This window comes from Fibrella aquatica, from assembly GCF_041321135.1.
GTDB classification, from domain to species: domain Bacteria; phylum Bacteroidota; class Bacteroidia; order Cytophagales; family Spirosomataceae; genus Fibrella; species Fibrella aquatica.
Genome location: NZ_JBGGWF010000004.1, coordinates 18167 through 33662, shown reverse-complemented (window position 1 = coordinate 33662; position 15496 = coordinate 18167). Strand labels below are relative to the sequence as shown.

Annotated in this window: 12 protein-coding genes; 8 read left to right on the top strand and 4 right to left on the bottom strand. The window is 52.3% G+C overall.

Going from position 1 to position 15496, the window contains the following annotated elements; all coding sequences use genetic code 11:
- Nucleotides 1-49: 49 nt before the first annotated feature.
- From ACAW87_RS11015 to ACAW87_RS11000, 4 genes are all read left to right on the top strand, one after another.
- The gene (locus ACAW87_RS11015) at nt 50-730 is read left to right on the top strand and encodes a response regulator transcription factor (RefSeq protein WP_370723447.1); all 681 of its coding nucleotides are present in this window, start codon (nt 50-52) and stop codon (nt 728-730) included.
- The gene (locus ACAW87_RS11010) at nt 730-2112 is read left to right on the top strand and encodes a sensor histidine kinase (protein WP_370723446.1); all 1383 of its coding nucleotides are present in this window, start codon (nt 730-732) and stop codon (nt 2110-2112) included. The genes ACAW87_RS11015 and ACAW87_RS11010 overlap by 1 nt, the downstream gene beginning before the upstream one ends.
- A gap of 133 nt (nt 2113-2245) precedes the next feature.
- A complete protein-coding gene (locus tag ACAW87_RS11005; RefSeq protein ID WP_370723445.1) occupies nt 2246-3196 on the top strand; it encodes a DUF8428 domain-containing protein in 951 nt (316 codons plus the stop codon).
- A 45-nt stretch (nt 3197-3241) separates the two neighbouring features.
- Complete coding sequence (locus tag ACAW87_RS11000; protein ID WP_370723444.1) at nt 3242-4423, top strand: endonuclease/exonuclease/phosphatase family protein; 1182 nt, start codon at nt 3242-3244, stop codon at nt 4421-4423.
- Between the two features lie 302 nt (nt 4424-4725).
- Here the strand turns inward: ACAW87_RS11000 and ACAW87_RS10995 are convergent, their stop codons facing one another.
- Nucleotides 4726-5697 carry an aldose 1-epimerase gene (locus tag ACAW87_RS10995; RefSeq protein WP_370723443.1) on the bottom strand — a complete coding sequence of 324 codons (972 nt, stop codon included), beginning with the start codon at nt 5695-5697 and terminating at the stop codon, nt 4726-4728.
- A 240-nt stretch (nt 5698-5937) separates the two neighbouring features.
- Between ACAW87_RS10995 and ACAW87_RS10990 the strand changes: the two genes are divergently transcribed.
- The gene (locus ACAW87_RS10990; RefSeq protein ID WP_370723442.1) at nt 5938-7152 is read left to right on the top strand and encodes a PQQ-dependent sugar dehydrogenase; all 1215 of its coding nucleotides are present in this window, start codon (nt 5938-5940) and stop codon (nt 7150-7152) included.
- A gap of 18 nt (nt 7153-7170) precedes the next feature.
- Here ACAW87_RS10990 and ACAW87_RS10985 read toward each other — a convergent pair whose 3' ends face one another.
- Nucleotides 7171-9087, bottom strand: coding sequence for an OmpA family protein (locus ACAW87_RS10985; RefSeq protein ID WP_370723441.1), 1917 nt, complete (start codon nt 9085-9087; stop codon nt 7171-7173).
- A gap of 104 nt (nt 9088-9191) precedes the next feature.
- The gene (locus tag ACAW87_RS10980) at nt 9192-9824 is read right to left on the bottom strand and encodes a 7-carboxy-7-deazaguanine synthase QueE (RefSeq protein WP_370723440.1); all 633 of its coding nucleotides are present in this window, start codon (nt 9822-9824) and stop codon (nt 9192-9194) included.
- Between the two features lie 148 nt (nt 9825-9972).
- On the opposite strand from ACAW87_RS10980, the gene ACAW87_RS10975 reads away from it, so the two are divergent.
- On the top strand, nt 9973-10215 hold the full coding sequence (locus ACAW87_RS10975) for a GlsB/YeaQ/YmgE family stress response membrane protein (RefSeq protein ID WP_370723439.1): 243 nt from the start codon (nt 9973-9975) through the stop codon (nt 10213-10215).
- Nucleotides 10216-10366: 151 nt separating this feature from the next.
- The gene (locus tag ACAW87_RS10970) at nt 10367-11587 is read left to right on the top strand and encodes an MFS transporter (RefSeq protein ID WP_370723438.1); all 1221 of its coding nucleotides are present in this window, start codon (nt 10367-10369) and stop codon (nt 11585-11587) included.
- Nucleotides 11588-11688: 101 nt separating this feature from the next.
- On the opposite strand, the gene ACAW87_RS10965 is transcribed toward ACAW87_RS10970, so the two are convergent.
- The gene (locus ACAW87_RS10965) at nt 11689-12759 is read right to left on the bottom strand and encodes an agmatine deiminase family protein (RefSeq protein WP_370723437.1); all 1071 of its coding nucleotides are present in this window, start codon (nt 12757-12759) and stop codon (nt 11689-11691) included.
- Nucleotides 12760-12823: 64 nt separating this feature from the next.
- On the opposite strand from ACAW87_RS10965, the gene ACAW87_RS10960 reads away from it, so the two are divergent.
- Entirely contained in the window at nt 12824-15238 is a 2415-nt protein-coding gene (locus tag ACAW87_RS10960) for a leucine-rich repeat domain-containing protein (protein ID WP_370723436.1), read from the top strand.
- Nucleotides 15239-15496: the final 258 nt, after the last annotated feature.

Sequence of the window (15496 nt, the reverse complement as noted above, 5' to 3'; positions counted from 1 at the left end):
TAATGGGTAAAGCAGCGGGCGCTAACCACCACCTAGTCAACGTTGCGACATGAGAATACTTATCGTTGAAGATGAAGTCAAAACGGTTCAGAGCATTAAGCAGGGGCTCGAAGAGCATCAGTGGGAGGTCGATGTCGCCTACGATGGTGTTACCGGGTTTCAACTGGCGAGCCGAACCGCCTATTCACTGATCATCTCAGATCTGATTCTGCCCGGAATGAGTGGCCTGGAGCTGTGCCGAAAGCTGCGCCAGGCCACCATTTCTACCCCCATTCTGATGCTGACAGCGCTGGGGACCACCGATGATAAAATTCAGGGACTGGATGCCGGCGCAGACGATTATCTGGTGAAACCGTTTGAATTTCGGGAACTAATGGCCCGGGTCAGAGCGCTGACCCGGCGCAATACCGGGGTGCTGCAAACGGTCAATCTGCTGAAAATTGCGGACCTCGAACTCGATCCCGACAGCAAGAAAGTAGTGCGGGCGGGCAAAGAGATTACCCTGACGGCCAAAGAGTTTCAACTGCTCGAGTATTTTCTGCGCCATCAGGGGCGGGTACTCTCCAAAGTTGAGCTGGCCGAGCGCCTCTGGGATCTGACCTTTGATACGGGCACCAACGTGATCGAGGTGTATATCAATTTCCTGCGCAAAAAGATCGATCGGGATTTCGATCCTAAACTGCTGCATACGCAGATTGGCATGGGCTACGTGATGAAAGTGCTGTCGTGATGATCAATATACGTACCCGGCTCACCTATCAGTTTGCCTTGCTGGTCACGCTCGTGCTGCTCTTCTTTTCGCTGGGCGTTTATTTCTTTAGTAAGCTTTACCTCGAAAAAAGGTTTTTCAAACGTCTCCAGGATCGGGGAATCACCACCACCACCCTGCTGTTCGATTTGCAGCAGACCGACAGCACCGTGTTACGCCTGATCGACGTGGCCAACAAAGAGCCGTTGCTGAATGAAAGCATCACAATCGTCAACGAAAAGACGAAGCAGATTCTGTTTGCGACTAATCCGGCAAACAGCGCTTTTCATCAGCAATTTACTTCCCAACTCGATTCCACGGCTCAAACCCTGTATCTGCATAAAAACGGATACCAGATCAGTGCCATTCACCTCACGGGTCGTAATGGGGGCAACTGGGTTATCGTGAGCGGCATCGATCAGGCGGGCAACGAGGCGCTCGACGATCTGAAGCGGATATTGACGGTCATGATTTTGGCCGCTATGCTGTTGCTTGGCATCTCGGGCTGGTTCTTTGCCGATCGTGCATTGGCTCCCATGTCGGGCATCATTCAGCAGGTGAACGCCATTTTTCCCCGAAACATGGGGAAACGGGTAGCCCATCCCAACCGATCGGATGAGATTGGGTTGCTGGTCACCACCTTCAATCAATTACTCGACCGCATTGAGCAGGCGTTGAATAATCAGAAAATGTTTATTGCCAACGTGTCGCACGAGTTGAAAAATCCCCTCACGAAAATCAACTCGCAGATCGACGTGGCCCTTATTCAACCGCGTAGTTCCGAGGCATACGAGCGTTTGCTACGGTCACTTCAGGAAGATACCCGCACATTGGCCCAACTGACCACCGCCCTGCTCGAACTGGCAAACACGTCTGGACATACCAATACACTGCCTACAGAGCCGGTCAGAATGGATGAACTTCTCTGGGAATCGAAAACGCAGGTACAGACCTGGCACAACGATTACCAGATTCAGATTTCGTTCACCGATTTCCCCGATGAAGAGGAGGCCTTGATCGTTGCCGGCAACAGGGCCTCGCTGAAGGTGCTGCTGATGAACCTGATCGATAACGCCTGTAAGTTTTCGCCCACCTGCACAGCCCGGATCACCTTTGCGTCGACAGACGGACAGATCACGATTACCGTTTTCAACGAGGGTACCCCCATTCCGGCTGCCGATCTGCCGCACATTTTTCAACCGTTCTTCCGCAGCAACGCCACGGCCCAATCGGTAAACGGGCACGGGGTGGGACTGGCTATTGTGTGGCAGGTGGCGCAACTTCACCGGGGTACGTTGCAGGTACACTCAACCGGGGAAGGCACTACGTTCACCTTTACCGTTCCAACGTTGGTAATTGGGTAAACGGTCTCACCAGGTAAAACCCGGTGAGACCGTTTACCCAATCTCTTCCCCGTTTTAAGGTGGTTTTAAGGTGAGGTTAAGTCCTGGTTAAGGTGGTGGTTGTTCCTTTGCAGACCACCAATTCAACTCATTTATGGAAGCCGAAGCCACAAACCCCCGACAGGAAATGCTGAAACTAGCGGTAGGAGCCCTGGCCGGTGTACTGGCATTGCTGGCTTACCTGTTCATGGGCTCGCGTAATGAAACCCTCGAAGTACAGAAACTGCTGACGTCTAAAGTAGAGCAGTTTGCCTCTACGCAGATCAAACTCGATTCGATCTCGAAAGTCCTTGATCAGAAATTGGTGGAGGTACGTCAATTAGGCGGTAACGTGACCGAACTGGAGCGCATTAAACGGCAACTGGAGTCGGATAAGAAACGGCTAAAGTCTGATTTTACATTTTCGATTCAGCAGTACGATCTGAAAATCAGGGATTACAAGAATTTTCTGACTACCAACGATGCTGATCTCCGAAAGCTACGGGCCGAAAATGGATCGTTGCTGAGCCGCACCCGCACGCTCGAAGAGGAGAAGCAACACATGCTGACTGAAAATGAAGGGCTGAAATTCGAAAAGGCAGCACTGGTTCGGGCGGTCGTTGATTATTCGTTGCAAAATGCAGACCTGCAAAGTAAGGTTACGCTGGCATCGGCCATGAAAGCCGTTGGGGTAGAAGTTGCCGCGCTGGCCACCAACGGAAAAGAACGCCGGACAGGCCCCTACAAAGCATCGCGCATCGACCGACTGAAAATCGATTTTGTGCTGCTGGCCAATCCTGTTAGCCAAAAAGGGGATAAAGACGTGTATGTACGCATTCTTGACCCTCGAGGTGCCGTTGTGAGCGAAAGTGGCGTTGGCGGTGTGCTGATGATCGACGGCCGTGAGCTTGGCTACAGCATTCGGCATACTGTTTCTTACGCCAATAACGATCAGCAGGTTGAACTGCTTTATCGTCGGGAGAACGCTTACAAACCGGGTTCCTATACAGTAGAGTTGTATGCCGAAGGGTTCAAAATAGGCGCGGGGCGGTTTGACGTAAAGTAGCCCTCCAATAGCCGTTATTCAACACCATAACATCACAACTCACGTATGGCAGCTTTTCGCGTATTTTTTGAACGGTTGTCGGCCGCACTGTCTCCCTACCTCGACTTTTTGCTGGCCGGAGGCCATTGGCTGTTTACCGCCTATCGCCGGTTTCCGGTGGCTTACTCAGCACTGCTGTATCTCTTCTTCACCATGGCCTCGGGCTACTACCCGGTAACGAGTCACTGGTTGGGCGGCTTTTTAATGATGAGTTTACCCCTGGCCATGCTGGGTGGCTTTGCGGCCTGTGTGTACCTGTTCTACAGGCAGCAGAAAATGATTGCCATGGCGGGTCTAACTTGGGTGCTGTTTTCATTTCTGGTGGCCAAACGGCTGGTGGGTACCCATAATGGCTATGAGAGTGCCACGCCGCAGCCAACGCTGAACGTGCTGAGTTTCAACAGCGAAACATTTCCGGAGCAGGGTGATAATGCCTTCAATGCGTCGTTGCTGAAAGCCGATATCGCCTGTTTTCAGGAGTACTCGCCAAACCGGCAAATCGAGCGGCAGTACGCGTCGACCATCAAAAAGCTGACTTGCTTTGGTGATCGGGAAGTGGGGTTAGCCTTGTTTTCGGAGTACCCCATTGTGCAGCAATACGGCCGGGTCTGGACCAAATCAAAAGGGCCAAACATCAACGGATTTATCTGTGCCGACATTATGTATGGCCGGGACACCATCCGGGTTATCAACGTACACTTATGGTCGATGGGCGTACGGTCTAACCAGATGGTCGACGCACTGAAAGCCGGTAAAATCGGGGAGGGCTGGGCCGAGCTCGTAAATACTGTTGGGCGGCTGAAAGAAGGTTTTGAAAACCGGAATGAACAGCTGCGAGAGGTGGAATCCTACGTGACCGGGAGTCGGTTCCCGGTCATCATCTGCGGTGATTTCAACGAAACGCCATTCGGCTATGCGTATGGAAAGCTCCGGCAAAATTTCAGAAATGCGTTTGAAGAAGCAGGTGACGGCTTCGGTTTCACCCTGAACCGCCACCCGTACTATGTGCGTATAGACCAGCAATTCGTCAGCAGCGAGTGGCATATCAAAGCCTGCGAAACACTATCGGGCGTTTCTTTCTCCGACCATTTCCCGGTGTTAGCCCAGTATGCGCTGAAGAAAAAAGAAGGGTTGCCCATCAATGCGCTGACCGCCAACAAGCCCGTCAATCTGGCGCTAGCCGAGTAACGAATGCTTTTCTGGTGAAGGTGTTGTGCGATGGCGAGAGGTAGGTAGGCCATGTAAAACGCATGCTACGCCCCGCTGGGGCTGTGTTTGTAGGCCTATGGCATTCATACTACCGACGCTACGGCCCGTTGGGCCTATGTGTACGCGTGGTTGTTTGCTTACAGGATTGACTCGATTGCCGTCAATACGGAGTAGGCCCAGCGGGCCGCAGCATTGGTAGCCCATGGCATTGCCGAAGAACACGCAAGGCCCAGCGAAACACAGCGTTTCAGCTACCTTATTAATCAACACCACATTTCACATTACGTCAACTGCACCCCGATTTGCCCACTTAATGTATCGCCGGGTTGCAGGACCGTGAGCCCTTCGCCGTTATTAAACGCGTTGACATTGGCCGTTTGTGGTTCAATGGCAATGCTGTCGCGGCGATCGGGGGTATACACTACCACGTAGCCTAACGAATCGCTTTGCGTTATTTCGAGCGACACGTCGTCGGCGGGCCACTGCAACACGGTTTTAGCTTGCCGTTGTCCGTCAATATCAATGAAACTGGCGACCCAGGGTGTGTCGAGACTGACTTCCTTCAGACTGAACGTACCCAGCCGGTTGGCGGCGGCGGGCGCTGTTCCGGTCGCAATCATGTGGTCATCCAGCGTGACCACGGTCTGCGAAGGCAAGGTCAGCGTCAGTTCGTCGGTAGGCGCGTTGTTGAGGGTAAAATACGGATGCCAGCCAAACGCCGCCGGACTAGGCCGAATGCCGGTATTGAGCGCTTCGAATTGCAATGTCAGTCCCTGCGCCGACAGCGTATACGTGATGGTCAGTGAAAACAGAAAGGGATAACCCGGCTCATCGCCGCGATACTCATACGCCATTGATAGCAGCGCATGTTCGTGGGTTTGTTCCTGCGTAATTACCCGAAACGGCTTAGGGTGAACAAAGCCATGAAGCGCATTGTCGCGCATGGATTCGTTCATGGGCAAGGCGTAGGCCTCTCCGTCGAAGCGGTAAATTCCCTGGAAAACGCGGCTGGGAAACGGGTACAGAAAAGCGCTGGCAAACGTTTCATCGGCGCGTAATGCCTGGGCTGAAGCGGGGCTATGAATAAGTGTGTAACGGGTATCTCCTTTGCGTAGCACTAGTTGGCGGAGAATTGCACCATATTCGGGCAGAATGGTGGCCCACTCACCGGTTTCGGTATTGGTAAGGATGTAATCCGTGAGTGGTTCGGTGCCTCCGAGAGGACCAATGGGGCGGGTTTCAATCGTGAACATGCTGGTAATTTTAAGCACAAAGCTGATCACAAAAGCTGAAAACCAGACGGGATGTTTACAAAACTTACCTTTTAATCTCTATGAATTGAGCCTACGGATACCTAACGAAATCCGGTAGAACGGTTTTTTACCAGTGGGCTAACCAGATCCTCAAACAGGTGGTTCTATAGGCAAAGCCGGTTTTGGCAACATAATTTAATTCAGAGCATTTCCCGTGCTCATCAATTCTTCGTTCAACGTATGAAAACAAGACAAAAAATTGGCTGGCTGGTAGCAGTGGCTCTAACTGGTTCACAGGCAACGGTTCTGGCCCAAAATGATTACGAAAAATCAGTGGAAGATAAATACGCCGTAAACGTATTTAAGCCGGGTCAGGTAGAGGCCACGCCGACAAGGGTATCTGCCCTGAAAGCACCCGCCGGCTTTACGGTGACCACCTTTGCCGAAAAAATGGGCAATCCCCGCATGATAGCCGTTGCTCCAAACGGCGATGTGTACGTATCGGATCGCACAAAAGGCACGGTGATGCTGGTGCGCGATACCAACAAAGACGGCAAAGCCGATATGACGAAAGAAGTGGCCAAACGCCCCGATCTGCACGGGATGGCCCTGCGAAATGGTAAGCTTTATCTGACTTCTATTCGGGAACTGTTCGTAGCCGATATTAAGGCCGATGGAACACTGAGTGCCATGAAAACGCTGTACAACGATTTGCCGGATGCCGGGCAGCACCCCAACCGGACCATGAACTTTGGGCCTGATGGTAAACTTTATCTGTCGATAGGCAGCACCTGTAATGCCTGCGATGAGCGCAACAAGGAAGCAGCCACGATGCTTCAGATTAATACCGATGGTTCGGGCCGGAAAGTGTTTGCCAAAGGGTTACGTAACACCATTGGCTTCGACTGGCACCCGCAGACCAAACGGTTTTTCGGCTTCGACCACGGCATTGACTGGCTGGGCGACGAAGATCAGCGCGAAGAGTTGAACGAGATCAAAGCCAATGCTGATTACGGCTGGCCGTATGTCTACGCGGATGGTAAAATTCCCCCGCACCCTCAGCCTGCCGGTGAGACGCCGCAGGAATATGCCGCTAAAACCGTTAAACCGTTGCAGTTGTACGATGCCCACGCGGCTCCGCTAGGTATGGTCTTTTACAAGAATACTGCAGGTATGGCAAGCAGTTTTCCGAAAGAGTACCAGCAGGATGCGTTCGTAACCATGCATGGCTCCTGGAACCGGGCGAAACCGTCGGGTTACAAGATTGTTCGGGTCAAGTTCGATGAGCAGGGCAATCCTACCGGCATAGAAGATTTTGTGTCGGGTTGGTTGGTCGGCAACAACAAAGAGCATTTTGGCCGGGTTTGCGGCATAGCCCAGCATACAGATGGTTCGCTACTGGTGACCGATGATGCCAATGGCGTCGTCTACCGGGTGGCTTATACCGGCAAGTAAGGTGCTCCAGCGCCGATTTTATAATACCCGCCACTCAATACGGCGGTTGCGCTGACGGGCTTCGTCGGTGGTGCCTTTCACGGCGGGGCGGGTTTTTCCGTACCCAATAGCTTTGAGTCGGGCCGGGGCGATACCCATGCGGGCCAGGTAGTCAACAACGGTCTGTGCGCGTTTGCGCGACAGTTCTACGTTGGCTGCCGGGTCGCCCCGGTCGTCGGTATGCCCTGCAATTTCAATCCGGGTGGTGGGGTTAACCTTTAAAAATTCGGCAAGTCGTTCAAGTTCTGTCAACGATTTCCCCGACAGCACGTATTGACCTGACTCGAAAAACAGGTTATTCAATGTCTCTTTCCCGGTGGCGCTGATCGGCTCAAGGCCCGCATCGAGTGAAACGCCCTGACCCATGCCTGTTTCGGTAGAAGTTTTGTCGGTATAATTGAACGACAGGCTTTTGAACAGATAACCCGGCGCGCTGACATACAGCGCATAATCGCCCCCGGCGGGTAACACGGCGATGTATTGCCCAGTCTCTGTATCTGACGAAATGCGGGAGAGGGGCAGGTTCGTTTTGAGGTCAATCAGATCCAGCGTGGCGCTGAGGGGTTTGCTGGTGCGGGCGTCGGTGATCAGGCCTTTGAGGTAATTGACGGGACGTACCTGCTCACGTAGGTTGGCGGGCAGATCGAACGTGTAAATCCGCGATCGCTGCGAAACGCCGTTTTTCTGTTCCTCAAATGAGTAGTAAGCGCGGGTACCGTTGGCGGATACAAACAGCGACGCCTGATCTTCCGACGTATTGATGGGGTAGCCCAGATTGGTTGGCGTTGACCAGCCAGCCTGAGCGCTATCGGGGCGGAAGCGAGTCAAAAACAGATCATAGCCGCCCATGCCGATATGCCCTTCCGACGCAAAAAACAGCGCCTGTCCATTGACATGGATAAACGGCGACGCTTCGTTAAACGCCGTATTTATGGGTTTCCCCAGATTAACGGGAGTGGTCCAGTCGCCGCTGCCATTGCGGGTGCTGCGCCAAATATCGCGTTGCCCCAATCCCCCCGGCCGATTCGAGACGAAGTACAACTGCCGTCCGTCGGCCGAAAGACTGGGCTGTGATTCGTAATCGCGGGTGTTGATGGTTGGGCCGAGGTTTTGGGGGGTGCTCCACACATCGCCGGTTTTCTGGCTGCTATACAAGTCACAACTACCAAACCCCTGCCGTGTTCCGCTCTGACAGGCCGTGAAGACCAGCAGCCGCCCGTCGGCCGAGAGGCTGGCCGTTCCTTCATTGTCGGGCGTATTGATCTTGGGCGATAGGGGCGTGGGGGTTTGCCAGCCGCTTTCATTACCCGCCCAGGTGGCCGTCATCAGGTCTTCGTCGCCTTCAGGTTTCAGCATGGTAAATACCAGCGTCTGCTCATCGGCGGTCAGTACCGGGAAATACTGTGATTCGCCCACTTTCAACGATTCGGAAAGCGGCTTCGGGTTCACCGAAACGGGATGTTCAACGGCATTTTGACCAAAACGCGCTATAGCCAGCGAGCGTTGCACCTGCCGCGCCTTCGCCGATTCGGGGGCAAAGTAACGCTGGAACGTTTCCAGCATGGGGATGGCTTCGCTGTAACGCCCCAGTTTTAGCAAAATCTGGGCCGACCCCTGATAGGCGGTGGCTACCGCTCCCGTTGGTGTACCGGGAGTGGCGGCCGGTTGGCTGGCCTGAAGAGCAATGGCAGCCCGGTAAGCGCTGAGGGCCGGTTCGAGACGACGGGTAAATTCATAGGCTTGCCCCAAACGTACCTGCGCGTCCAGAAAAGTAGGCGTCTCTTTCAGGGCCTGCTCAAAGAACGGAATCGCCTCGGTGGCTTTACGCTCGTTGAACAACCTGATTCCCTGCGTGTAAAACTCAACGGCTTTCTTCGACTGCGCCGAAGCTACCAACGAAGTCAGCAGGAGAAGAAAACATGGACCGAAAAATAAAACGACCCTGTTTATAACTAGCATCCGACGTCCACCATCTAACGTCCGGTAGCTAGTACGGTTCCCTAAGGAATCTGCATGAATTTGTGCGTTTGCAGGGAGATTTGCCACTGTGGATTTGCCTTTACATACTCAACGATACGGGGCAGCATTTCGTCTGATCGGCTCCATTCCGGTTGCAGTAATAACCGGCAATCGGACCGCAGGTTTGACGTGAATGATTCCGCGAACGCAAAATCAGACTGGTTGTAGATAATGACTTTTAGCTCGTCGGCCTTGGCGTAGATATCCGGGTGCGGTTGTTTGAATTTCTTGGGTGAGAAGCAAATCCAGTCCCATGAACCACTGACGGGGTAAACGCCTGATGTTTCTATATTCGTCTGAAAGCCAGCGGTCTGTAAGGCATTGGTAAGTAGCGTTAGGTCATGCATCAGCGGTTCGCCGCCCGTAATCACGGCCATCCGGCCTGGGTACGTCAGGGCCTCAGACACCAATTGATCAATGCTCTGTTTTGGGTGCGCGTCAATCGGCCACGACTCTTTCACGTCGCACCAGTGGCATCCCACATCGCAGCCGCCAAGGCGGATAAAATAAGCAGCCTTACCCGAATGGGCGCCCTCGCCCTGGATCGTGTAAAACGCCTCCATGACCGGGAGGGAATTGATTTGTGTTGTTTGTTGATACTGTTCCGTACTCATAGGGCAAAGATACGGCTTTCCTAAAAGGCAATTGTAATCACGAGGGAGTGGCAATCGCGTTCTACTTACTTATCTGGTTAAACATAAAGACGCTGTTGCTGTTATGTTTCTGTTCTTATCTAATACTCAACATAAACGAAAAACAGTCATGGGCATTTTGATGTCAATCCTCATTGGAGCAGTTGCTGGTTGGTTAGCCGATCTCCTATTCAAACGCTTCTCTTTCTCATTGCTCGTGCAAATTCTGCTCGGCATCGCCGGTGGTATTGTAGGTGGTCTGGTCTTCGGTAAATCGGCCGGTGTTCTCGATGCCATTGTTACATCGTTTGTAGGTGCCGTAGTTATCCTCGGCATTGCAGCCCTGATTAAAGGGTCTACACGACGCGCTTAGATTATAAACCGGAAACGGTCTGACAGTAAAGGTCCAGGGTTGGGTTGCTTCATCGGCAACGCAATTTTGGACCTTTGTCTGTTTACGCCTTATCCGTTTTATACGTAGCTTCGACCTTCTACAAGCAATACACCCTAAACGAACGTACCTGATGTCGTTGACTACCCGCCTGCAATTGTCGGCCATGATGTTTTTTCAGTTTTTTATCTGGGGTGCCTGGTACGGACAGGTTACCAAGTACATGGAGAAAAGTATGGGCGCTACGGGCGTGCAGCAGGGCGCTGCTTTCGCCACGTTTTCGCTAGCCATGCTGGTGGCTCCCTTCTTCGTAGGCATGATTGCCGACCGTTATTTTGCAGCTCAACGCGTGCTTGGCATCCTTAATTTACTGGGGGCAGCCGTCCTCTATTTCCTGATCGATGTCACTGACCCGGATCAGTTTTTCTGGGCACTGCTGGTCTATTGCATCACCTTCGCCCCCACATTGGCCCTGACCTCGTCTATTGCCATGCAGCAAATGGTGAGCCCTGAAAAAGAATTTCCGGGCATTCGGGTCTTGGGTACCGTAGCCTGGATTGTGGTAACGAACATTGTAGGCTATTACGGTTTTGGCGACAAGGTGGCCATCTTCGAACTGTCGATGTATATGTCGGTAGCTCTGGGTGTGTTCTCGTTTTTCCTGCCAAACACGCCGCCCAAAGCAACCGGAGGTGCTTCAATCAGCCAGATTCTGGGCCTGAATGCGTTCCAACTTTTTAAAGACCGGTCGTTCGCCATTTTCTTCCTGTCGTCGGTGCTTATCTGTATTCCCCTGTCCTTCTACTACGCCATGGCCAACTCGGCCCTGACCGATTCGGGCATGAAAAACGTAGAAAATGTCATGTCGCTGGGGCAGGCTTCGGAGGTGATTTTTATGCTGCTGATCCCGTTTGCCTTCACCCGGTTTGGGGTGAAAAAGATGCTGATCATCGGCTTGGTGGCCTGGATTGCCCGGTTCCTGTTTTTCGGCTACGGCAATGCCGACGCGGGTATCTGGATGTTCTACCTCGCCATTATTCTCCACGGCGTTTGCTACGATTTCTTCTTCGTAACGGGGCAGATTTACACCGACCAGAAAGCGGGCGACTCCATTCGTTCGTCGGCGCAGGGCCTGATTTCGCTGGCTACCTACGGCATCGGTATGAGCATCGGCTCGTATCTGTCCGGCTTCGTGAAAGACTGGGCCAAAACACCAACGGGCATCGATTACACCACATTCTGGATGGTGCCCGCCGCCATTGCGGGAGTAGTGCTGCTTCTCTTCGTCTTTTTCTTCACGGATAAAAAAACAACCCAGCCTACGGAGGGTGAGCTGGTTACGGGACCATTATAAAAAAGTTTGTGGTTTGTGGTTCGTAGTTTGTGGTTGCGCTGCTGAGTTACCATTCTTACCCTCAGCAGCGCAACCACAAACTACGAACCACAAACCACAAACTAAACTACCGGCTCCTGCTGGCTTAGGCAGTGGAAACTGCCGAGTCCCCACACGATTTCGGTGGAATCGATGCCGATGATTTTACGGTCGGGGAAGCATTGACCGATGAGGTCGAGGGCAGGTTGGTCTTTAGCGCAGCGGAATGTTGGTACGATTACAGACTGGTTGGTAATCAGAAAATTAGCATACGATGCCGGTAGCCGCTGACCGTCGCTTTCAACCGGGTCGGGCATGGGTAGCTCCACAATGTTAAGTTGCTTGCCGTTAAGCAATCGCATCTGCCGAAGTTCGTGGTGGATTTCCCGCAAAGGCGCGTAATTCGCATCATTCTGATTCGTTTCGATGGCGGCAATTACCGTGTCTTCGTTTACAAAACGAACTGTATCATCGATGTGGCCGTCGGTATCATCGCCCACGATGCCGTCTTCTACCCACAACACCTGTTGCACACCGTAATAGTCGCAGAGGTAGCGTTCAATTTGCGCCTGTGATAAGTTCGGGTTGCGGTTTTTGTTGAGCAAACAGGCCCGGCTCGTCAATACCGTTCCGGCCCCATTGAACTCTACCGAGCCGCCTTCCATGACAATGCCCGGTGTTACGTACTCCAGCTTGCGGTAGTGGGCAATGGCCGTGGGCAACAGATCGTCGCGGTCGAAGGGAGGGTATTTGCCGCCCCAGGCATTATAGCCCCAATTCACGATCATGCGCTCTTTTTTCGCCGGATTGATCAGGAACGCCGGGCCGTGGTCGCGGCACCACGAATCGTTGGTCGGGAAAGGCAGCAGCGTAATGCGGTCCATGTTGGCCCCGGCCATGTGCAGGCGCATTGTGGCCTGTTGAATGATCAGTTCACTATGCGCGTTGATGCACACCTGCTCGCTTTCTGAAATTGCTTTGATAAATTCCAGGTAAGCGGGCATCATGAGTTCGAGCCGATCGCGGGTCCACGACGCTTCAGTGTGCGGCCAGGTAAGCCATGTAGCCACGTGCGGATGCCATTCGGCGGGAAAGAAAAAGCCCTGCTGGGCAGGTGTTAGCGTCGTTGAATCAATATCGGAGGCGAATGACATTTCGTTAACTATTCGTTGAAATCGTTACTTAACTTGCTGCCTTTATCAGCAATCGTACAAAGCTATGCAAGGATACCGTGGCAGCAACCGGCTCTTCTTCGTAATCGTTTCCTGGCTCATCTGTTTTTCAAGTGGTGCTTCAGCGCAGCAAAGCGATATCTTCATGCCGGTTTACAGCCCCAAGTCCGGCAACAGTTTCGTTTCGGCTCCCCGCCTGACAAACTATACTACCTTCTCGGATCTCGCCGGTAAGCTGGCCAGTCAAAAAAACGAAGCGTATCGACTCTACGCCGAATTTTCAACCAAAGAGCCTATTGACTGGGAAGCGCTCAGAACCATTCCGCCAGCAACGTACCTGTCTATACATTTGCTCGATAGTGTCAATATCGATCCGCTATTGCCGATACTAGCCACCTGGCCAACGCTGAAAACAATTATGATCAGCGGCGTGGCAAATGGACCGAATTCATTCACAACCCTGAGAAATGCCAAAGGAGAAATTATCTCCACTAGTAGAGTAAACGTGTACAAGCCATTTCCGATGAAGGGATGGGAAAAATTGCAGTCGGTTGAAGAGGTATTGATTTATGATGAACTCGAGCTTGGTCAGGTATGTACGGCACTGGCCACCATGCCCCGGCTTACTACGCTAACGATCCATCAGGCGCTGAACAGGAAGGAGTTGCCTTTGACCCCTAAACTGTCGGCGCTTCGGGGACTTCAAAAGCTCACGATCACCGGTTGGGTAATGTTTCAGAATTATGCCGACGCCTTTCGCGGATTGACGAATCTGAGGGAGTTGATCATTACCGATGCCGACTGTAACGATCTGACAGCGGGCTTGAACGTTCTTCCCGCTTTGCAGTCGCTCCATGTTACGGCTTCGTCCATAGACCGACTTCGGCTGGGCAAGTTGCCTCGGCTTGAAACACTTCACTTAAATGGGCAGCCTTTCGTACAGGCGCCTCGCTCGTTTACCGCCTCGAACAATACTTCGCCCTCGGTTGTATCGCTGGATTCAACATTTCTCGGTCTTACCTCGCTGAAAAAAGTCTCCTTCGAAAAGGTGAAGCTAGCGGCGTTTCCAGCTAGTCTACTGGCTAATGCGGGCCTTATGTTCCTGTCAATACCCGATGCCGACCTAAAGGCGCTGCCTGCCGATTTGGACAAACTGGTTGCACTGGAAGAGTTGATACTGGACAAAAATTCGCTTCATCAACTCCCCGACGCCCTCGGTAAACTCAGTCGATTGACTCGTCTGAGTGCCAGTAAGTGTGAGTTGACCTCGTTGCCCGCTTCTATTGGTCAGCTGACCTCGCTCACCAGTCTGTCTGTCGATACAAATCAGCTGACGGCGCTCCCCGCTTCTGTCGGGCAACTCACGGCATTGAAGCAACTGAACGTTTCCTTAAATCAACTAACGTCTCTGGCCGGGGAACTAGGTACGTTGCCTAATTTGAAGATCATTGCGGCTTTCGGCAACAGTATAGGCCGTTTTCCGGTGCATCTGATCCATGTTCAGGATCTGTATTTGAGCAATAATCAACTAACGACGTTGCCCGGATCGATAGGCGTGATGAAGCACCTGCGTCAGCTTTTTATCGACGAAAACCCAATCACCGCGTTACCTAACGAAATAGAGCAACTCGACTCACTGCGTACGCTGGTGCTGGGCGGAAATCAGTTGACTACGTTGCCGTCCTCTATCGGGTCGTTGCGCGGTCTCGTCCAGTTGACGGTAGGGAAAAACCAACTTCGTGAAGTACCCGAAACAATTGGTCGGCTCACCAAACTAACTGCCTTAGGGCTGAGTGATAACCCGATTGTTCGGTTGCCCGGTTCGCTGGGTAACTTATCGAATTTAACGCAATTGGGTTTGAAACTGCCACAACTGGAAGCCATACCGGAGACGGTGGGTCAGTGCAGCGCATTAAACTATCTGTATGTCGAAAGCGACATGATGCTGACGATACCCACTGAAGTGACCAACTGCTCACAACTTAAAATGCTCAGTCTGACAGGCAGCCGGTTTATCGGGTTACCCGAATCAATCGGTCAACTTACCAAACTGAACACGATCACGCTGGACGGTGGTACGCGGGCAGGGCTGACTCAGGGACAGGGACGGGTAGTTGCGCTACCCGCCAGTTTGGTAAAGTGCAGTGAGTTAGAGACACTGACAGTGCGGAATCAACAGCAGTTTGATGGATTAGACGGACTACAACTGGCCGCAGGGTTGCCGAATCTGAAGCAACTGACATTTAGCAATTGCGGCATCACTGGCTTAGAGGGTGGATTCTGGAAGAATTTGAAGGTAGTTGCCCTGGATCTGACCAAGAATCGGTTTAGTGAAATCCCCGCTGCTATCCTGGAAATGCCCAACCTAAACTTTGTTCATTTCTCAGAAAATTACCTGCCCATGGAGCTTAATCGCAGCTTTTATTTTAAAACCGACCTGGCTCGTCTGTTAAAAAAATAGGTAATTGTTTAAATAATGTGTGGTCAGGTCTCTGACCTGACAGGCATAGAGGTCCCCGACCCGGCTAAAGTACACTCAACCACCGCAGGTGGATTACTGCTTGGCTGCTCTTCGAGCGTTGAGTAGCCTTCGATCGGGTCGGGGACTCAAAAAAACGTCAGGTTGGGTCCTGGCGATACACGCTACCTAAACTGTTACAGAAATAGATAGAAAGAAATGTTGGGCTATGTTTTGATCAGAATTATACACTGACACAAC